Below are 16486 nucleotides of genomic sequence, written 5' to 3'. Positions count from 1 at the left end.
GGACCTACTGGGCGGCGGGGGGCTCGTGCGCGGCGCTCGACGCGGCCAGCAGCTGGTCGAGCAGCGCCGGGATGGCGTCCTTGGGCTCGAACCCGAACAGGCGGCCGATCGAGGTGAGCATTCCCATTCGTGTCTCCTGAGGTCTCGGCCCGGCCGAAGCCGTGCCCGGTGGGGGGAGAGGTGATCTCCGCGGTGCCGTCGGGGACGGTATCAATCGGGTGGGGAGCGCCGACGTGATTCGGCCCAAACCGGGTGTGCGGTGCATTCGAGCAGGGTGACGCCCGGCACCGCCTCACGATCCGGGTCCGGGACCGACTGCGGGGTACCGTTGCCCCAGGATTGGTAGCCCCAGGCCCGATCGCAACTAGCCGAAACGTCACGAGGAAGGCCGACATGCCCATCGCCACCATCAACGGGATTCCTCTGAACTACCAGGTCAAGGGTGACGGCGACCTGGTCGTGATGATCATGGGCACCGGAAGCCCCGGCCGGGTGTGGGACCTGCATCAGGTTCCGGCCCTGTTGTCCGCAGGATATCGGGTGTGCACGTTCGACAACCGTGGGATCGCCCCGTCGGGGGAGAGCGTCGACGGCATCACGATCGAGGACCTGGTGGCCGATACGGCGGGGCTGATCGAGCTGCTCGGCGGCGGCCCCACGCATGTCGTCGGCACGTCGATGGGTGCCCGTGTGGCGCAGGAGCTGGCGCTCGCGCGTCCGGAGTTGGTGCGCAAGGCGGTGTTCCTCGCGGGCCACTCCCGGATGGACCAGTTCCAGCGGACCCTCAACGAGGGCGAGCGCGAGCTCGAGGATGCCGGGATCACGCTGCCGTCCAAGTACCGCGCCGCCATCACGGCCGTCATGAACCTCTCGCCCGCGACGCTCGCGGACCAGCATGCCGCGCGGGACTGGCTCGACGTCTTCGAGTTCTCCGGCGGCAAGACGTCGGCCGGTGTGCGGGCCCAGCTCGCGATGGACCGCGACTTCGACCGGGCCGACGCCTACCGCGGCATCACCCGTCCGTGCCTGTCCGTCGGATTCGCGGACGATCGGATGATTCCGGCCTACCTGTCGAAGGAACTCGCCGACGCCATCCCGAATGCGGTGTACCAGGAGATTCCGGACACGGGGCACTACGGTTACCTCGAGCGTCCCGAGGCCGTGAACAAGGTGGTTCTGGACTTCCTGGCGGACTGAGACCGACGGGCTGAAGAAAGCTGCAGGACATGACCGGCCTATCGGTGACCGCTGCGCAGTCCCGGATCCTGATCGCACGGCAACCGGATCCGCAGAGCCCCGCCCACAACCTGTCGCTCGTCGTCGAGGTCGCCGGTCCGATCGATCTGGATCGGACCGCGGAGGCGATCCGCCGCACCGTCTCCCACGCCGAGGCGCTGCACGTGCGGTTCCGGGCGGGGGAGGACGGCACGCCGCGGCAGGTGCCGGCCCCGGCCGATACGTGGCCGCTCGACGTGGTCGACCTGCGCGCGGCCGCAGATCCGGAGGCGGCGGCGCAGGCGTGGATGGAACGCGACGCGCGCACCCGCGTCGACGTCACCGGGTCCGACCCGCTCTTCGCGCACGCGCTGCTGCGGGTCGCCGACGACCGCACCGTCTGGTACCAGCGCTACCACCCCGCCCTCGTCGACGGTTACGGGATCGCGCTGCTCGTCGCCGACACGGTCGCCCGCTGCGACGACCCCGATCTCGAATCGAATGCGGGGGAGTGGGCGCTGCGCGATCTGGTCGACGCCGACCGCGCCTACCGCGGCTCGGCCCGGTTCGCCGCGGACCGCGACTACTGGCTCGCCGAGGTCCTCGGATCGCCCGAGCCGCCGCAGCTGTGCGCCGGTGCCATCGACGCGTCGGCGCCCCCCGAATCGACGACCGTCCACATCGACGCCGGCATCGCGGATGCGTTGTCCGCGTTCGCCGCCGACGTCGGTATCCGTCGCAGCCGGCTGCCGATGGCGTTGCTCGTCGCCTACCTGCACCGGATCACCGGACTGCGCGACCTCACGGTGTCCGTGCCGATCGCCGCCCGCGTGGGACGCGGGATCCGTCGCACGCCGGGCGCCGTGTCGACGGTCCTGCCGGTGACGTTCCACGTGGATCCGGACGCCACCGTCGGCGAACTCGCCCGCGCGATCGACGTCCGACTGGTGGCGGCGCTGCGCCACGGCCGCTTCCCGGGCGGGGATCTCGAGCGCGAGGTCCAGGCGATCGACCCGGACCGCCGGGTGTTCGGCCCCGGCATCAACTCCATGATGTTCGAGCATCCGCCCGCGCTGGGCGGTTCGCCCGCCGGCGTTCGGGACCTGGTCACCGGGCCGGTTCGCGACCTCGACTTCTCCATCCTCGGCGGCGGGGACGGTGAACCCGTCCGCATCGACCTGCGGGTTCCCGCGGGTCGGCGCGCGGACCTGCTCCGGCACCAGGATCGGTTGGTGCACTTCCTGTCCCAGTTCTTCGCCGACCCCATGGCCACGGTGGGCACGCTCGACCCGATGACCGACGACGACCGCAGCCCGACGCTGGTCCCGACGGACGGGTCCGGGCCGGTCCCGCTCGCGCCGTCGCAGCGCCTGCACTGGCTGCGGCATCGCGCGGCGGGCAGGTCGGCCCGTGCCGACCACGCGCTGGCGCTGCATTTCGCCGGATCGGTGGATCCCGAGCACCTGACGCACGCGCTGGACGACGTCGTCGACCGGCACGCCCCGCTGCGGACATTGTTCGCAACTGACGGGCGGGAGGTGCTCGCGTCCGACGGCCCGCGGCCGCGCCTCGAGGTGATCGACATCGGTGACGACGACCTGCAGCGCCGGGTCCACGGACTGGCGCAACTGCGGATCGACCTCACCGAGGAGGCGCCGGTGCGGCTGCACCTCGTGTGCGACGACGCCGGACGGCAGGTGCTGCTCCTCACGATGCACTACCTGGCGGTCGACGACCGGTCGGTGGGTCTGCTTCTCGCGGACCTGTTGTCCGCGTACGCGGCTCGATCCGGTGGCGGCCGTCCGCCGTGGGCGCCGCTCGAGGTGGCGTACCCGGACTACGCCCTCTGGCAGGACCGGTTGCTGGGCGATCCCGCCGACCCGGACAGCAGGCATGCCCGGCAGCTCGACTACTGGCGGAATCGGCTGTCGGACATGCCTACCCGGCTCCACCTACCGGCCCCGGCCGGTGTCCGCGAGCCCCGGCGCGAGACGATCCGGGTCGAGATCGGCGCGGCGCTGCGCGACGGCATCGACCGCCTCGCGGACCGGACGGAAACCAGCACGTTCATGGTGCTGCAGGCGGCGCTCGCCACGATCCTCACGAGACACGGTGCGGGGAACGACATCCCGATCGGTTCGCTGGTCGCGGGTCGTACGGAGGACGCGCTCACCGGCCTGGTCGGGTGCTTCTCCAACCTGGTGGTGCTGCGTACCGACACGAGCGGCTCGCCGAGATTCGACGAGTTGCTCTCTCGCATTCGAGCGTCGAACCTCGAGGCTTTGGATCATCGGGATGTCGGATTCGCCTATGTTGCAGCCGAACTCGGTGGTCGGGCGGGCACCGGCTACCCGCAGGTGCTGCTCGTCCACGACGAGCAGCCCCGGGTCGACGCCCCCGACGGTGTCCTCGACGGACTTCTGCCGGTTCCGGTCGGGATGCCCTCGGCGGAACTGACACTCGGCTTCCGCGAGCCTGCGGGCGCAGGTCCCGTGCACGCGTACTTCGAGTTCTCCACGGGAGTTCTCGATCGGGATACCGTCGAGCGATGGGCGCGAGAGGTGCCGGTACTGCTGGAAGTGGTTACGGACGCCGAAGCGCGGGTCTGAGCGGGGGCGCGAGCGACGAAGCGCGCGGTCGGTCCTCAGTTGGCCACATCCCTGGGTGAGGATAGCCTTTGCTATCTTCTGCAATGCGCCCGACGTGCGGATCACCGCACGCTTCTTCGAGAAGCAGGATCAGTTCGGCTGGCACCAGGGCATGCTGCTCGACGGTGCCACCATGCAGATCGCGTTCCCGAAGGATCTGGTCACGTTCCGTAATCCGCGCAGCGGCTACAGCTTCTTCGCCTACCTGTACGCCCGCGACCGGCTCGTCGACTTCGTCAACCATCAGACGTTCTGCCCGACTCGCCACGAATTCCAGGACTACCTGCAGTGGGCGGCGGAGCGGGTCGAGGCCGACGTCCGCTACGGCACGGTCGACGAACTGCACGCCGCTCCGCCGGAGGAACGCGCCCGACTGATCGAACTGCACCGCAGCACCAACTATTCGGTGGTCGACATCGAACTGATCAACGAGCTGTACGCGACCGAGTACCGGGAACGGGTCCGCGGTGAGTGGCGCCTGTTCATGCGCCGCGCCTCCGAGATCGACGGCGTCCGCGAAGTAGAGGACGGCATCGAGGTGTCGGTGCGCAGCGCGGTCGACGGGCTCACCGACACGCTGACCTGTGACGCGCTGATCCTTGCCACCGGGTTCTCGGCCGCGCCGCTCGAGTCGCTGTTCGGGAGTTCCCTCCCCGAGGTGAGCGTCGATCGTGGTGTCGGCCGGGGCTACCGACTCGAGGTCGGTCCGGCTGTTCGCGGCGGCATCTACCTGCAAGGTGGGACCGAGAAGACCCATGGTCTGACAGCATCACTGTTGTCCGATGTTGCGGTGCGCGCAGGAGAGATTCTCAATTCGATTCTCGCTCATCGAGATCTCGGCGGCAGCCTTGCTAGGCTGAACGCAGACAACCCGTACGCGACAAGCGAGGTTAGATGAGCACCAATCCGTTCGACGACGAAGACGGCCGCTTCTACGTGCTGGTCAACGACGAAGACCAGCACTCACTGTGGCCCACGTTCTCCGAGGTCCCGCAGGGCTGGAGGATCGTTTTCGGTGAGGATTCGCGTCAGGCATGCGTCGAATACGTCGAGAAGAACTGGACCGACATGCGGCCCAAGAGCCTGCGTGAGGCGATGGAGCAGGACCAGAAGAACGCCGGGAAGTAGCCACTTCCGGCCCGCCCCGTCGACCTACTGCGTCACGGAATCGGGCACCGAATCGCTCATCACGACGCTGCGTCGTCCGAACCTCGGACGGCGCAGCGTCGTGTTTCGGCGAACTATCGCATTCCGGCGCATCCGGGGCGGCCGCCGTAGCGTCCGGGCGCCCCATTCTCCGAGCGTGACCCCCGCCGCCAGCGCACACCCGATGCCGAACGCGGACAGCAAGGCGCTCAGCCCGATGATCAGTTCGTCGTTCAGCAGCGCGTACAACCCCCGGTAGAGCGACAGACCGGGCAACAGCGGGGTGATGCCCGCGACCGCGACCACGAGTGGCGGTGTCAGGGCGCGGCGTGCCATCAGGCCACCCGCGAAACCGACCACCGTCGCCGCGATCGCGGACGAGATGACCGGGCCGATACCCACGCTCTGGGCAATCACGAAGAAGAGGAGCCCGGCGGCGCCGCCCAGTCCGGCCGCTGTGAGTGCCCGACGCTCGGCGTAGCAGGCCAGCGCGTAGAACATAGAAGCCAGCGCGCCCGCGGCCACCTTGACCGGGAGCTGTGTGAGGTCCGGTTGCGCGGCGTTGCTGATCACCGGCAGGTCCGCCCCCAGCGCCGACGCCACCCGCAGCGACAACGCGACGCCGGCAATGATGCCTCCCGTCATCATCACGACCTCGAAGAACCGGGCGGCCGCCGTGATCGGAGCCCCCGTGATCGCGTCCTGCACCGAGCCGACCAGCGACAGCCCGGACAGCAGCACCACCACACCGGCGGCGATGACCTGGGAGGGTCTGATGACGACCCCCAGGTGGTCCTGGACCGTGTACAGCGCGGTCGCCGGCGCCGCCGCGATCAGTCCACCCATCATCTGTTGGAAGAAGTACGGAAGGCCGAAGCGGTTGAGGACCCGGTTGACGCGGTCGATGACGACGGTGGTGAGGAACGCGACGGCCGTGATGAGCGGACCACCGCCGAGCAGCACGGCCACCGCGGCCGCCAGTCCGGCCCAGCCCAGCGTCGCGATCCACCGGTTGTAGGGGTGCGGCGCGGAGACGATCGCGTCGGTAGTGCACGATGCGCATCGTGCCCGSCGGCGGGATCAGCGGACCGCGGTGCGCGGAGACCACGATCGAGTTGTAGGTGACGTCCACGTCACACTGCGCCAGCCCGTAGGTCGCCGCGATGAACTTCACCTGTGTGGCGGTGTCCATCGCGGCGGTGCCGGATGCGAGCAGCACCTCGCCGACCCGGACCGCGAGATCGAGCACTTCGGCCACTCGCGCATCGTCGGTGAGGTCGATCGGCTGCAGCGGGGTCGGCGCGGCGGTGACCGAGTCGACCGTCGCCCGGCGGTCCTTGACGAGACTGCCGATCGACGCTGCAAACCTGCGCACGTCAGATGTCGGTGACGAGATCCTTCTCGCTGAGATCGGTGGCCTCCAGTGCCTCTTCGAGGGTGTCGTGCCGGAAGACGGTGGTCACCTGGTCGTTCACGACACGGAAGGCGGTCGCCACGGTCTTCGACTGGTCCGGCTGAGACGCCCAGGTGGCCTGCTCCTCGACGACGATCACCCCGTCGTGCATGAACATCCGGCCGGGAACCAGTGTAAGGCCGGACGATGAGGCCCATTCTCGGAGCACCGTGAGCCCCTGCGCCGCGCCCTCCTCCCCGGCGATGTCGATGTCGTCACTCGAGACCGCGAGGAGAGTGTCGATGTCGGACGAGTTGAGAGCGTCGTGCCACGCGAGGACAGTGGCGATCTCCGAGATGCGCATGGGACAACGCTAACGAAAACGGGCGGTCGCGGCACGGTTACGCACACCACTGTCGGCTATGGATATGATGAGCGCGCTCGAATGCCTCCTTAGCTCAGTGGTAGAGCACTCGCCTTGTAAGCGAGYGGTCGTCAGTTCAATCCTGACAGGGGGCTCCACCAGCGGAAACCCGTCGAAGCAGGTCAGGGGTCGGTACCGGAAACGGGACCGGCCCCTTCTCGCGTTCCGGCCCACTTCTCGCCCACACGTGGGCCTCAGGGGTGCAGTGGCGCCTGGAGGAGCACGTGGTCGTTGCCGGGGGCGCTGATTCCGAGCGTCGTCGCGTCCGACATCGGCAGAGCCACCGCCAGTTGCATCGACATCGTCCGATCGCCGCCCGCGATGAAACTGCCTGCATTCATGCGACTTCCGTCCGGGCGCTGCAGCCAGACGTTGTAGGTGCCCCCTTGCGGGAGTCCGGTGACGTCGAGGCTGATGCCGGTTCCCCAGGCCCGGTTCTCCACCCGTGCGGACGCCTCCACTCCCGGGGACAGCGCGGTGAACGCCACGGCCTGTCCGGGCGAACCGCCCGCGGTGGCGCCGCGGAGCAGGAACCCTGCGGTCACCAGGCCCACGGCGATCACGGCGGCCGCGGCGACCAGTCCGATCCGGCGGTACCGCTGCCGTCCGCGTTCGCGGTCGAGGGCTCCGAAGATCGTGTCGGGCAGAGTCGGTGGCGGCAGTGGCGGCGGCTCGGCGAGCCGATCCGGGTCGGCCTCGGACAGGGCCGCCGCGACGGGCGCCAGCTGGCGCAGCTCGGAGCGGCAGTCCGGACATCCGTCCAGGTGGGCGCGCAGCGCGACGGTCTCGCGGCCGTCGAGGTGCCCCAGCGCGTACATCCCCAGCAGGGGACGCGTCTGCCGGCAGTGCTCACTGGTCACCGTGCCACCCCATTTCCTCCAGTACGAGTCTCAGTGCCTTCAGCCCGTAGTACACGCGACTGCGGACGGTGCCCACGGGTATGCCCAGTTGTGCCGCGACCTCGGCGGCGGGGCGATCGCGCAGATGGATCTCCACGAGCACGAACCGATGCTGATCGGACAGCCGTCGCAGCGCCTCCTCCATCTGCAGTCCCACGAGGAGTTGTTCGAGCGGTCGTTCCGCCGTCGGCAGGTCCGGGGGCTCGGCGTCGGCCAGGCGTGGGCGGGCGGCGAGGGCACGACTTGCGTCGATGACGACGTTGCGGCAGATGGCGTACAGCCACGTCCGGACCGTCGAGCGCCGCGGGTCGTATCGGTCGGCGCCGCGCCAGGCCCGGAGAAACGTCTCCTGGACAGCCTCTTCCGCGCGTCCCCGGTCCCCGAGCGAGCGGTAGGCCAGGGCGAAGAGTTCGCCGCCGTGGTCGTCGTACGCGGCCCGCAACACCGTGCCGTCGGCCAAACTGCCGACCGACTCGTCCGTTTGCCGACGCGACCTGCGTAGCCGCACGCCGTCACCTCCTGCCTCAGCGGAAACTCGTCGGTGCGCCCGACGTCCACCGAGGAGTACGTGACCGAGAGCCGCGGCGTTCACGGTCGATCCTCGCATCGGTCCGAGTTGCCGCGTCGAGTTACCCGTGAACGGTCCGGGTGGACGGTCCGTACTCCTGTGCGTCGCCCGCAGCGAGTGGGTGAGTGCCCCGAAACCTGACGATGGAGACCCTGATGAAGTCCAAGAAGTCGATCATTGCCGCGGTCTGTGCCGGTACCGCCCTCGTATTGACGTCGGGATGCGGCGCGAACACCGACGAGCAGGTGGCCGCCCCCGCGACGGTCAGCACGAGCGCCGCGCCGGCGGTGACGAGCACCACCGCTGCGCCGACGGGCGGCCTCGAGATCGGCACCGCCGAGACCGCGCTCGGCACCGTGCTGACCGATGGCGACGGCTTCACCCTCTATCGATTCGACGAGGACGTGCCGGGCGCCATCAAGTGCACCGGTCAGTGCGCCGAGATCTGGCCGCCCGCGATCGGGGCACCACAGGCCGCCGGGCCTCTCTCGGGTGCTCTGGGAACTGCCGCGCGTCCCGACGGGACCACACAGGCGACCTACGACGGCCAGCCCCTCTACAGGTTCGCGAAGGACACCGCGCCGGGCCAGACCAGTGGCGACGGGGTCAAGGGCACCTGGCACGTGGTGAGGGTGGACACCGCCGACGAGTGACGTGGCGGAGCGCTCGCGTTACAGGGCGAAGCCGTCACCCACGCTCGATTCCGCGACGGCGAACAGTGGGTACTTCCCGCCGGCGTCGTGCTGCAGGAGTTGGACGCGCACACCGGACTCGCAACGCCGTCGTCCGACGATCCTGCCGAAGCACCAGTTGCCGCTGTCGAGAGCAACGAGCGTCTTACGTCCGCGACGCATCATGAACTGTTCACCTCAACCGTCGTCCTGAATTGGTCTACTACCAGGTTCTCTCGGGAGGGGATCCGGGGCCACGTCAGAACTACCTGTTCCACTACCTGTATTCGGCCCGTAGGCAGGGGCTTTTCCGGGCCGCGCCGCGCACCGACATGCGCGCGGCGCGGCCCGCCCGACCGGGCGTCACCGAACGGGGACGAATCCGTTCAGGCCACCGGTCGGCTTGATGACCTCCAGCCCTTCGGGCAGGTACGGATCGACGTACGTGCGACCGGGGCGAGTGACGTCGTGGTCATGACGCCGAGGGTGGCGAACATGCGTCCGTCGGGGGCGATCGCGAGAATGCCCTCGGTGGTGTCGGTCGCGAAAGCGACGTTGCGGCGGCCCTTTCCGGTCGCCGGTGAGCACGTAGATCGACCCGTCCGGGGACAGGCCCGGGCTCGATCCGCTGCCCGGGCCCATCTGCGCGGCGAAGGCGATGTCGACGCTGCCGGGGGTGGTGCCGGCGGGCGGCGTGACGTCGATGCCGTACAGCGCGCCCCGGTCCCCGTTCGGTGCTGATGCTGAGCACCACGATGCTGTCCCCGCGTGCACAGGACCTGGCCGGTCGACGCCGGTTGCCGCTCGGCGCAGTCGATTTCGAGAAGAACCTCGTATCGATGGTGACGGCGGCCCGCACCGCGCCGGCGGACGGGTAGCAGGAGTTACGTCGCCGGACCGCGTTCGATCGGATTGTCCGGGTTCGCCGACCACTGCGACCACGACCCGGGAAACAGGGTGACGTCGAGTCCGGCCGTCTCGGCCGCGGCGAGGACGACTGCGGCGGTCACCCCGGAACCGCAGTAGGCGCCGGCCGGCCTCGTTCCGTCCAGGCCGTGCTCGGCGAACAGCGCGCGCAGTTCCTCGCTCGACTTGAACCGCCCGTCGGCCGCCAGCACCCAGGTCGACGGGACGTTGCGGGCCCCGGGGATGTGCCCCGCCACGGGATCGACGGGTTCGACCTCGCCCCGGAAGCGTTCGGGCGCACGCGCATCCAGCAGCCGGCCCGAGCGTGCGAGGGCCGCGGCCTCGCTCTCGGTGAGGGTGCCCGCATACAGGTCCCGACGCGCGAGCGATATCGTTCCGGCGGGCGGTGTCACCTCCCCGGTTTCCACCCGACCCGACGCCTCCCGCCACGCCGACCACCCGCCGTCGAGGATCCGGACATCGCCGAGCCCGGCGGCGCGCAGCACCCACCACGCCCGCGACGATCCGGCGGCGTTCCAGTCGTCGTAGACGACGACCGTGTCGCCGTCGTCCACGCCCCACCGGCGCAGGGCCGCCTGCAGGTCGTCCGCGGAGGGCAGGGGATGGCGGCCCCGATCGGCGACGGCATGGTCACTGAGTTCTCGCTCGAGGTCGACGTAGACCGCGCCCGGGACGTGCCCGGCCGCGTGGGCGGCGCGGCCGTCGGGCTCGGGCAGCGACCATCGGACGTCGAGGACCCGTGTGACTGCGCCCGAGGCCAGTCGGGCGGCGAGGTCCGGTGCGGAGATCAACGTCATGCTGGGTCCTGTCTGAGGTGCTGCCGGATGGATTGCCCTGCCGGGGTGGATGATTAACGCTGTCCGGCCAACTCTGCGGGGGTCGTCAACGGTGGGATCGCGGGTACTCTGCACGGTACCCGTGCCCGCACTGCAAGGAGTGACGAGATGATGCCGACCAGTGGACTGCAGCCTCCTGCGCTGCGCACGGTCTGGCACAGCTGGCGGTTGTATGTGGACCTGTGCCGAGTCGGCGCCCTGCGCTGTCGTAGCTGATCCTTCCCGATCGCCGAGGTGATCGGGGCATTCGGCTCCCGCGTCATCCCGACACACGAAGGTATCTCGTCATGTCCGCTACGTCCTTGTCGTTCCATTGGTTCCTGCCCACCTCAGGCGACAGCCGCAAGATCGTCGGCGGTGGCCACGGCGCAGATCTGCGCTCGTCGGCCGGCGACCGGCCCGCGACGTTGGAGTATCTCGGCCAGATCGTGCGTTCGGCCGAACAACTCGGCTTCGAGGCGGCGTTGACCCCGACGGGCCTGCAGTGCGTGGATGCCTGGGTCACCACCGCAATGCTCGTTGCGACCACCGAGCGGCTCAAGTTCCTGGTCGCGTTCCGCCCCGATGCGCTCTCACCGACCCTCGCCGCGCAGATGGCGACGACCTATCAGCAGCATTCGCAGGGACGCCTGCTGGTCAACATCGTCACTGGCGGCGAGAGCGCCGAGCAGCGGGCCTTCGGTGACTTCCTCGACAAGGACGATCGCTACCGCCGCACCGACGAGTTCCTGTCGGTGGTCCGGCGCCTGTGGCGCGGCGAGCGAGTCGACTTCCACGGCAACCATATTCGGGTCGAGGGAGCCGAGCTCGAGCAACTGCCCGATCCGGCGCCGCAGGTGTACTTCGGTGGCTCCTCGGCGGCGGCGCTGCCGGTGGCGGGTGCGCACTCCGACGTGTACCTGACGTGGGGCGAGCCGCCGGCCGCGGTCGCGGCGAAGATCGCCCGCGTCCGGGCCGCCGCGGCGGAGCGCGGCCGCACCCTCCGGCTCGGTGTGCGCCTGCACGTGATCAGCCGCGACACCTCGGCGCAGGCCTGGGCGCAGGCGCAGCTGCTGCTGGACGACATGGACCCGGCCGACGTCGCCCGGGCGCAGGCCGGGATGGCGGCCAGTGAGTCCGAGGGTCAGCGCCTGATGCGGGAGTTGCACGGCGGGGCCACCTTCGGAGACGGAGACGCCCGCTCCCTCGAGATCTACCCCAACCTGTGGAGCGGTGTCGGCCTGGTCCGCGGCGGTGCCGGGACGGCCCTGGTCGGCAGCCACGCCGAGGTCGCCGCCCTCATCGAGGAGTACCGCGCCGCCGGGATCGACGAGTTCGTGCTCTCGGGTGCGCCGCACCTCGAGGAGGCGTACTGGTTCGGGGAGGGCGTGCTCCCGCTCCTCGAACGCAAGGGACTGTGGACACACCCCGCCGCCACCGCTGTCCCGTCCACGGTGCGGCGGCTGGCGGGGGTGTCGGCGTCGTAGGGCCGAGGCCGGAGCACAGGCGGCGGCCCGGTGCTCCGGCCAGGGCCAGGCCGGCGTCAGCGAAGGCGCTGCGCGCGGACGACGCTGTCGTGGATGGTGACCTCGTGGCCGTCGTGCTCGACGGTGCGCGACGTCGCGGCCGCGGTGACGATCTTCCATTCCTTCGGATCGAGCCGGGACACAACGTCTTCCGGCGTGAAGTACAGATCGGCGTGGCGTGGACGCTGCAGGTGGGTATCCAGATCCGACGGGTGATGTCCCACGATCAGCAGGGTGCCGCCCGGCGCGACGAAGTCGGCGAGGCGGTCGTACAGCGCCTCGCGCGGACCGCTGGGCAGGTGCACGTACTGCGACGTCACGAGGTCGTACCGGTCGGTGCCCGGATCCCATTCGAGCAGGTCGGCCTGCTGCCAGGTGATCCGGCCGGCGATGTCGTCGCCGGAGCTCGCTGCGTGCTCGGCGGCGCGCTCGACCGCGACGATGGACAGGTCCAGGGCCTTCACCTGCCATCCGCGGCCGGCGAGCCAGATCGCGTCGGCGCCCTCGCCGCAGCCGACGTCGAGTGCCGTTCCGGGATCGAGGTCCGAAACCTCGTTCACCAGACCGCCGTTCGGGCTTCCGCTCCACACACGGTGGCTCGATCGGTAGCGCTCGTTCCAGAAATCCTCGTCGAACTRCACGGTCATGCGTCCACTCCCTTCGATTCGCGTGCGCGACGTTCCGCGACGGCAATCTGTGTGTCCTCGGCGATCAGATCGTTGTTGATGGCGACGGCGGCGATCGCGGCGCCCGCCGCGGCCCCGAGCACCTGCAGCTTGGCGTCGGCGACGTTGCCCGCGACCCAGACCCCGGGCACCTTCGTCAGTCCCGACCAGTCGCCCGGCACGAACTGGCCACCACTCATCGGCTCGACCTCGGTCTCGAGGCCCAGCGAGGTGAGCGCGTCGACGCGTGCCACGAACCGCGGCGCCACGACCAGCGCCCGACGGTCGACGACGGTGCCGTCGTCGAGACGGACCCCGGTGAGGCGTCCGTCGTCGGTCACCAGCGACTGCACGTGTCCGGGCACGACGCTGATGCCGCGCGCCGCGAGCTGCTCGTGCTCGTCGGCCGTCGGCTCGGGGCCGGTGTGCTGGAACAGGACGACGTCGTCGCTCCACTGCCGGAACATCAGCGCCTGGTGCACGGACATCGGTCCGGTCGCCAGCACGCCCACCGGCTGATCGGCGATCTCCCACCCGTGGCAGTACGGGCAGTGCAGCACGTGGTGCCCCCACAGTTCCCGCAGGCCCGGGACGTCCGGCAGCTCGTCGACCAGCCCGGTCGTCACCAGTACGCGTCGCGCCTGCACGGTCCGGCCGTCGGCGAGCGCCACGGTGAACCGGGACCCGTCGCGGCGGATGTCCGCGACGGTGCCGTCCACGATGTGCCCGCCGTAGCCGCGGACCTCTTCCCGGCCGATCCTCGCCAGCTCGGCGGGCGGGACGCCGTCCCGGGTCAGGAAACCGTGCACCCCCTCCGCCGGCGCGTTGCGCGGATCGCCCGCGTCGATCACCAGCACGCTCCGGCGGGACCGAGCCAGCATCAACGCCCCCTCGAGCCCGGCCGCGCCGCCCCCGACCACTACTACGTCGTATCCGTCCGACATCTGTTCGCTCATCGATACCTCCCTTGGTGCCACCACCATGCCGACCCTCGGCCGGATCGAGCAAGCTTTATTGCCGAAGTGGCAACTTCCGGGCAGTCTGGAGGGCATGGACGACGTCGAGGACATGGACCGGATTCTCGGGGCGGTGGGCCCGCGGTTGCGGGATCTACGGCAGCAGCGGGCGGTGACGCTGGCGGATCTGTCCGCGGACACCGGGATCTCGGTGAGCACGCTGTCGCGGCTCGAATCGGGTCAGCGCAAGCCGAACCTGGAACTGCTGTTGCCGCTGGCCAGGGCGTACGGGGTGCCGCTCGACGAGCTCGTCGGCGCACCACCGACCGGTGACCCGCGGATCCACATGCGTCCGGTCACCCGGGGGGACAAGACCATCGTGCCGCTCACCCGGCGACCGGGCGGAATCCAGGCGTACAAGCACGTCATGCCGGGCGTCACCGGCCGGCAGGAACCGGATCCGCGGGTGCACGAGGGCTACGAGTGGCTGTACGTCCTCAACGGGAAACTGCGACTGGTGCTCGGCGACCAGGACATCGTGATGCTCCCGGGCGAGGCGGCCGAGTTCGACACGCGCGTCCCGCACTGGTTCGGGGCCGCCGACACGAACCCCGTGGAGTTCCTGGGGCTCTTCGGGCGCCAGGGCGAACGCGCGCACATCCGGGCGCGTCCGGCGCGGGACGAAACGGGGGAGTGATCGAATTGGGAAGGGGCCGGGACTACTTGTCCTGATGGCCGGCGGGGGCGTCTCCGAACATTGCCGCGATGCGTGACTTGATCTCTTCGGTGCTGATGGATCCGGTGCTGATACCGCTCGCGGTGGTCTGGCGAGAGTTCGAGATGAGGTTCATCGACTGCTTCCGTGCCTTTCCAGGTACTTCCAATGCCGTCCGGTGCATTTCGCACCGGTATGACCGGCGGCGCCGCATCCGAGGTGGAGCAACTGCGCCAAGGCCAGGCTAGCGACGGAACGACCCCGCGGGAGGGCCTCGGCGAAGTGGTTACGCAACCGGAATGAAATGGCGGCAGCGGCGGTCGAATCGTTACGAATCCACCGTGTATCCGGGACCGAGGACCCTAGTCTCGGAGGATGTCCACGGTTTCGCTGCCCACACCGGACGGTCCGATCGACGCGGTGCTCGAGACACCCGGGCACGACGGACCGTGGCCCGGCGTGGTGGTCGTCCACGACGCGCTCGGGGTCGGCCGCGACGTCCGCGAGATCACTGCCCGTGTCGCCGCGCGCGGATACCTCGCGCTCGCCCCCGACCTGTATTCCCGTGGGGGTCGAACCCGATGTGTCACCCGGGTCTTCCGCGAGTTGATCCGGCGGCAGGGGCGCGCGGTGGACGACCTGCTCGCCGCGCGGGACCTGCTCGCCGCCCGACCCGACTGCACGGGACAGGTCGGCGCGGTCGGGTTCTGCATGGGCGGTGGGTTCGCACTCGTGCTCGCGCCCAAGGGGTTTGCGGCCTCCGCGCCGTTCTACGGGCCGCTGCCTCGGCACCTCGAGGAGGCCCTCGGCGGGACGTGCCCGATCGTCGGAAGCTACGGCGCACGGGACCCGATCCTGCACGGTGCCGGACGCAGACTCGACGCGGCCCTCACCGGCTTGGGCGTCGCGCACGATGTCGAAACGTATTCCGGGGTGGGACACAGCTTCGCCAACCGCATCGTCTCGGGTCGGGCGAACACGCTCGCGCGGATCGCCGGGATGGGGTACGACCACGAGACGGCCGAGGACGCGTGGCGTCGGGTGTTCGCGTTCTTCGACGCGCACCTGTCAGGCGGGTCCGAGGGTTAGGTCGGGTCCGCGGCCGCCCTTGAGCCAACGTCCGGGCAGGCGTCCGGCGAGGTCGCCGAGCGGTCCGACCGCGGCACTGAGCACCCCCACGGTCTCCTGGAGCAGATCGATGCTCGCGCTCATCCGCTGCAGGTTCGGGGCCAGCGCCGTGAGTGTCTCCGACAGCGCGACGATCTGGTCGAGCGGACCGCCCTCCGCGATGAGTCGCTCGAAGGCGCCGTCCTCCGCGAGCAGCGTCTCGAGGATGCCGTCCTCGGCCAGCGCGCGGTCGACGATCCCGTCCTTCTTCGTGAGCCGTTCGACCGCGCCGTCCTGCGCGGTGAGCCGCTCGAGCGGGCCGTCCTCGGCGGTGAGCCGGTCGAGCAGACCGCCCGGTGCGAGCAGGCGTTCGAGCGGGCCGTCCTCGGACAGCACGCGGTCGAGCGGGCCGTCCTCCGACGTCACGCGGTCGAGCGGACCACCCGGTGCCAGCACGCGATCGAGCGCTCCGCCGGGCTCGAACAGCCGCTCGAGGGTGCCGCCGTCGGACGTGAGCCGGTCGACGACCCCGCCCGGCGCCAGCAGTCGATCGAGCGGACCGCCGGGATGCAGTGCCTGGCCCAGAGGGCGGTCGTCGGAGGCCAACGCCGCCAACTGCTGCACCAGCTGCAGCGGTCCGCGAGGATTGGCGAGTGTTGCCGCGCTGACGCTGGTGACGGTGGTGCTGGACAGCGCCAGCCGGGTCGTGGCCAGCGCCGTCTCGGCGACCTCGAGCGCCGCGTCCGTGATGGCGAGGCCGGCACGGACCGGGAACGTGATCGCTGACACCAGGTTCATCCGATTACTGTAA

Annotated in this window: 18 protein-coding genes, 1 tRNA gene and 2 pseudogenes; 10 read left to right on the top strand and 11 right to left on the bottom strand. The window is 70.0% G+C overall.

The window, feature by feature from the left end:
* Positions 1-4: 4 nt before the first annotated feature.
* On the bottom strand, positions 5-127 hold the full coding sequence (locus tag AB4Z09_RS24825) for a hypothetical protein (protein WP_302675473.1): 123 nt from the start codon (positions 125-127) through the stop codon (positions 5-7).
* Positions 128-393: 266 nt separating this feature from the next.
* Between AB4Z09_RS24825 and AB4Z09_RS24820 the strand changes: the two genes are divergently transcribed.
* The 4 genes and pseudogenes from AB4Z09_RS24820 (at position 394) to AB4Z09_RS24805 (ending at position 4991) form a co-directional block, all read left to right on the top strand.
* Positions 394-1197: an alpha/beta fold hydrolase gene (locus AB4Z09_RS24820; RefSeq protein ID WP_442240898.1), complete on the top strand. Its 804-nt coding sequence runs from the start codon at positions 394-396 to the stop codon at positions 1195-1197.
* 29 nt (positions 1198-1226) lie between these two features.
* On the top strand, positions 1227-3824 hold the full coding sequence (locus AB4Z09_RS24815; protein WP_442240897.1) for a condensation domain-containing protein: 2598 nt from the start codon (positions 1227-1229) through the stop codon (positions 3822-3824).
* A gap of 79 nt (positions 3825-3903) precedes the next feature.
* Positions 3904-4761 (top strand): annotated as a pseudogene (locus tag AB4Z09_RS24810) (SidA/IucD/PvdA family monooxygenase); the annotation flags it as partial.
* Positions 4758-4991, top strand: coding sequence for an MbtH family protein (locus AB4Z09_RS24805; protein ID WP_031937199.1), 234 nt, complete (start codon positions 4758-4760; stop codon positions 4989-4991). The pseudogene AB4Z09_RS24810 and the gene AB4Z09_RS24805, both read left to right, overlap by 4 nt.
* Positions 4992-5015: 24 nt before the next feature.
* Here the strand turns inward: AB4Z09_RS24805 and AB4Z09_RS24800 are convergent.
* Together AB4Z09_RS24800 and AB4Z09_RS24795 are read right to left on the bottom strand one after the other, a co-directional pair.
* A pseudogene (locus AB4Z09_RS24800) lies at positions 5016-6384 on the bottom strand (threonine/serine ThrE exporter family protein).
* Between the two features lies 1 nt (position 6385).
* A complete protein-coding gene (locus AB4Z09_RS24795; protein WP_114720553.1) occupies positions 6386-6766 on the bottom strand; it encodes a nuclear transport factor 2 family protein in 381 nt (126 codons plus the stop codon).
* A gap of 83 nt (positions 6767-6849) precedes the next feature.
* Between AB4Z09_RS24795 and AB4Z09_RS24790 the strand changes: the two genes are divergently transcribed.
* Positions 6850-6924, top strand: a tRNA-Thr gene (locus AB4Z09_RS24790).
* A 96-nt stretch (positions 6925-7020) separates the two neighbouring features.
* On the opposite strand, the gene AB4Z09_RS24785 is transcribed toward AB4Z09_RS24790, so the two are convergent.
* Together AB4Z09_RS24785 and AB4Z09_RS24780 are read right to left on the bottom strand one after the other, a co-directional pair.
* Complete coding sequence (locus AB4Z09_RS24785; RefSeq protein ID WP_442240896.1) at positions 7021-7686, bottom strand: zf-HC2 domain-containing protein; 666 nt, start codon at positions 7684-7686, stop codon at positions 7021-7023.
* Positions 7676-8233: a sigma-70 family RNA polymerase sigma factor gene (locus tag AB4Z09_RS24780; RefSeq protein WP_114720555.1), complete on the bottom strand. Its 558-nt coding sequence runs from the start codon at positions 8231-8233 to the stop codon at positions 7676-7678. Before AB4Z09_RS24780 ends, AB4Z09_RS24785 begins: the two co-directional genes overlap by 11 nt.
* 215 nt (positions 8234-8448) lie before the next feature.
* Here AB4Z09_RS24780 and AB4Z09_RS24775 point away from each other — a divergent pair, with 215 nt between their 5' ends.
* On the top strand, positions 8449-8946 hold the full coding sequence (locus AB4Z09_RS24775) for a COG4315 family predicted lipoprotein (protein WP_114720973.1): 498 nt from the start codon (positions 8449-8451) through the stop codon (positions 8944-8946).
* 18 nt (positions 8947-8964) lie between these two features.
* On the opposite strand, the gene AB4Z09_RS24770 is transcribed toward AB4Z09_RS24775, so the two are convergent.
* Positions 8965-9150: an enoyl-CoA hydratase gene (locus AB4Z09_RS24770; RefSeq protein WP_114720557.1), complete on the bottom strand. Its 186-nt coding sequence runs from the start codon at positions 9148-9150 to the stop codon at positions 8965-8967.
* A gap of 554 nt (positions 9151-9704) precedes the next feature.
* On the opposite strand from AB4Z09_RS24770, the gene AB4Z09_RS24765 reads away from it, so the two are divergent.
* Positions 9705-9842, top strand: coding sequence for a hypothetical protein (locus AB4Z09_RS24765; protein ID WP_442240895.1), 138 nt, complete (start codon positions 9705-9707; stop codon positions 9840-9842).
* Between the two features lie 6 nt (positions 9843-9848).
* Here the strand turns inward: AB4Z09_RS24765 and AB4Z09_RS24760 are convergent, their stop codons facing one another.
* Positions 9849-10688, bottom strand: a complete 840-nt coding sequence (locus tag AB4Z09_RS24760) for a sulfurtransferase (RefSeq protein ID WP_442240894.1) — start codon at positions 10686-10688, stop codon at positions 9849-9851.
* Between the two features lie 326 nt (positions 10689-11014).
* Between AB4Z09_RS24760 and AB4Z09_RS24755 the strand changes: the two genes are divergently transcribed.
* The gene (locus tag AB4Z09_RS24755) at positions 11015-12193 is read left to right on the top strand and encodes an LLM class flavin-dependent oxidoreductase (RefSeq protein ID WP_442240893.1); all 1179 of its coding nucleotides are present in this window, start codon (positions 11015-11017) and stop codon (positions 12191-12193) included.
* 56 nt (positions 12194-12249) lie between these two features.
* Here AB4Z09_RS24755 and AB4Z09_RS24750 read toward each other — a convergent pair whose 3' ends face one another.
* Together AB4Z09_RS24750 and AB4Z09_RS24745 are read right to left on the bottom strand one after the other, a co-directional pair.
* Positions 12250-12879 (bottom strand): class I SAM-dependent methyltransferase, encoded by a 630-nt coding sequence (locus AB4Z09_RS24750; RefSeq protein WP_442240892.1) that lies wholly within the window; start codon positions 12877-12879, stop codon positions 12250-12252.
* On the bottom strand, positions 12876-13841 hold the full coding sequence (locus AB4Z09_RS24745; protein ID WP_442240917.1) for an NAD(P)/FAD-dependent oxidoreductase: 966 nt from the start codon (positions 13839-13841) through the stop codon (positions 12876-12878). Before AB4Z09_RS24745 ends, AB4Z09_RS24750 begins: the two co-directional genes overlap by 4 nt.
* Positions 13842-13947: 106 nt before the next feature.
* Between AB4Z09_RS24745 and AB4Z09_RS24740 the strand changes: the two genes are divergently transcribed.
* Positions 13948-14550, top strand: coding sequence for a helix-turn-helix domain-containing protein (locus AB4Z09_RS24740; protein ID WP_174914441.1), 603 nt, complete (start codon positions 13948-13950; stop codon positions 14548-14550).
* A gap of 22 nt (positions 14551-14572) precedes the next feature.
* Here AB4Z09_RS24740 and AB4Z09_RS24735 read toward each other — a convergent pair whose 3' ends face one another.
* Positions 14573-14704 (bottom strand): hypothetical protein, encoded by a 132-nt coding sequence (locus AB4Z09_RS24735; protein WP_302675474.1) that lies wholly within the window; start codon positions 14702-14704, stop codon positions 14573-14575.
* A 239-nt stretch (positions 14705-14943) separates the two neighbouring features.
* Here AB4Z09_RS24735 and AB4Z09_RS24730 point away from each other — a divergent pair, with 239 nt between their 5' ends.
* Complete coding sequence (locus AB4Z09_RS24730; RefSeq protein WP_174908239.1) at positions 14944-15657, top strand: dienelactone hydrolase family protein; 714 nt, start codon at positions 14944-14946, stop codon at positions 15655-15657.
* On the opposite strand, the gene AB4Z09_RS24725 is transcribed toward AB4Z09_RS24730, so the two are convergent.
* On the bottom strand, positions 15637-16473 hold the full coding sequence (locus tag AB4Z09_RS24725; RefSeq protein WP_174908241.1) for an ABC transporter: 837 nt from the start codon (positions 16471-16473) through the stop codon (positions 15637-15639). The genes AB4Z09_RS24730 and AB4Z09_RS24725 overlap by 21 nt on opposite strands.
* Between the last annotated feature and the right edge of the window lie 13 nt (positions 16474-16486).

Source organism: Rhodococcus sp. TAF43, from assembly GCF_052113525.1.
GTDB lineage: Bacteria > Actinomycetota > Actinomycetes > Mycobacteriales > Mycobacteriaceae > Prescottella.
The sequence above is the reverse complement of the archived record's forward strand: the minus strand, read 5'-3'. Positions and strand labels throughout refer to the sequence as shown.

Excerpts from the sequence above, each read along its gene's own strand:
- AB4Z09_RS24825 (WP_302675473.1), bottom strand. The coding sequence starts at position 127 with ATGGGAATGCTCACCTCGATCGGCCGCCTGTTCGGGTTCGAGCCCAAG.
- AB4Z09_RS24820 (WP_442240898.1), top strand. The coding sequence starts at position 394 with ATGCCCATCGCCACCATCAACGGGATTCCTCTGAACTACCAGGTCAAG.
- AB4Z09_RS24815 (WP_442240897.1), top strand. The coding sequence starts at position 1,227 with ATGACCGGCCTATCGGTGACCGCTGCGCAGTCCCGGATCCTGATCGCA.
- AB4Z09_RS24805 (WP_031937199.1), top strand. The coding sequence starts at position 4,758 with ATGAGCACCAATCCGTTCGACGACGAAGACGGCCGCTTCTACGTGCTG.
- AB4Z09_RS24795 (WP_114720553.1), bottom strand. The coding sequence starts at position 6,766 with ATGCGCATCTCGGAGATCGCCACTGTCCTCGCGTGGCACGACGCTCTC.
- AB4Z09_RS24775 (WP_114720973.1), top strand. The coding sequence starts at position 8,449 with ATGAAGTCCAAGAAGTCGATCATTGCCGCGGTCTGTGCCGGTACCGCC.
- AB4Z09_RS24770 (WP_114720557.1), bottom strand. The coding sequence starts at position 9,150 with ATGATGCGTCGCGGACGTAAGACGCTCGTTGCTCTCGACAGCGGCAAC.
- AB4Z09_RS24765 (WP_442240895.1), top strand. The coding sequence starts at position 9,705 with ATGCTGAGCACCACGATGCTGTCCCCGCGTGCACAGGACCTGGCCGGT.
- AB4Z09_RS24760 (WP_442240894.1), bottom strand. The coding sequence starts at position 10,688 with ATGACGTTGATCTCCGCACCGGACCTCGCCGCCCGACTGGCCTCGGGC.
- AB4Z09_RS24755 (WP_442240893.1), top strand. The coding sequence starts at position 11,015 with ATGTCCGCTACGTCCTTGTCGTTCCATTGGTTCCTGCCCACCTCAGGC.
- AB4Z09_RS24745 (WP_442240917.1), bottom strand. The coding sequence starts at position 13,841 with ATGTCGGACGGATACGACGTAGTAGTGGTCGGGGGCGGCGCGGCCGGG.
- AB4Z09_RS24740 (WP_174914441.1), top strand. The coding sequence starts at position 13,948 with ATGGACGACGTCGAGGACATGGACCGGATTCTCGGGGCGGTGGGCCCG.
- AB4Z09_RS24735 (WP_302675474.1), bottom strand. The coding sequence starts at position 14,704 with ATGAACCTCATCTCGAACTCTCGCCAGACCACCGCGAGCGGTATCAGC.
- AB4Z09_RS24730 (WP_174908239.1), top strand. The coding sequence starts at position 14,944 with ATGTCCACGGTTTCGCTGCCCACACCGGACGGTCCGATCGACGCGGTG.
- AB4Z09_RS24725 (WP_174908241.1), bottom strand. The coding sequence starts at position 16,473 with ATGAACCTGGTGTCAGCGATCACGTTCCCGGTCCGTGCCGGCCTCGCC.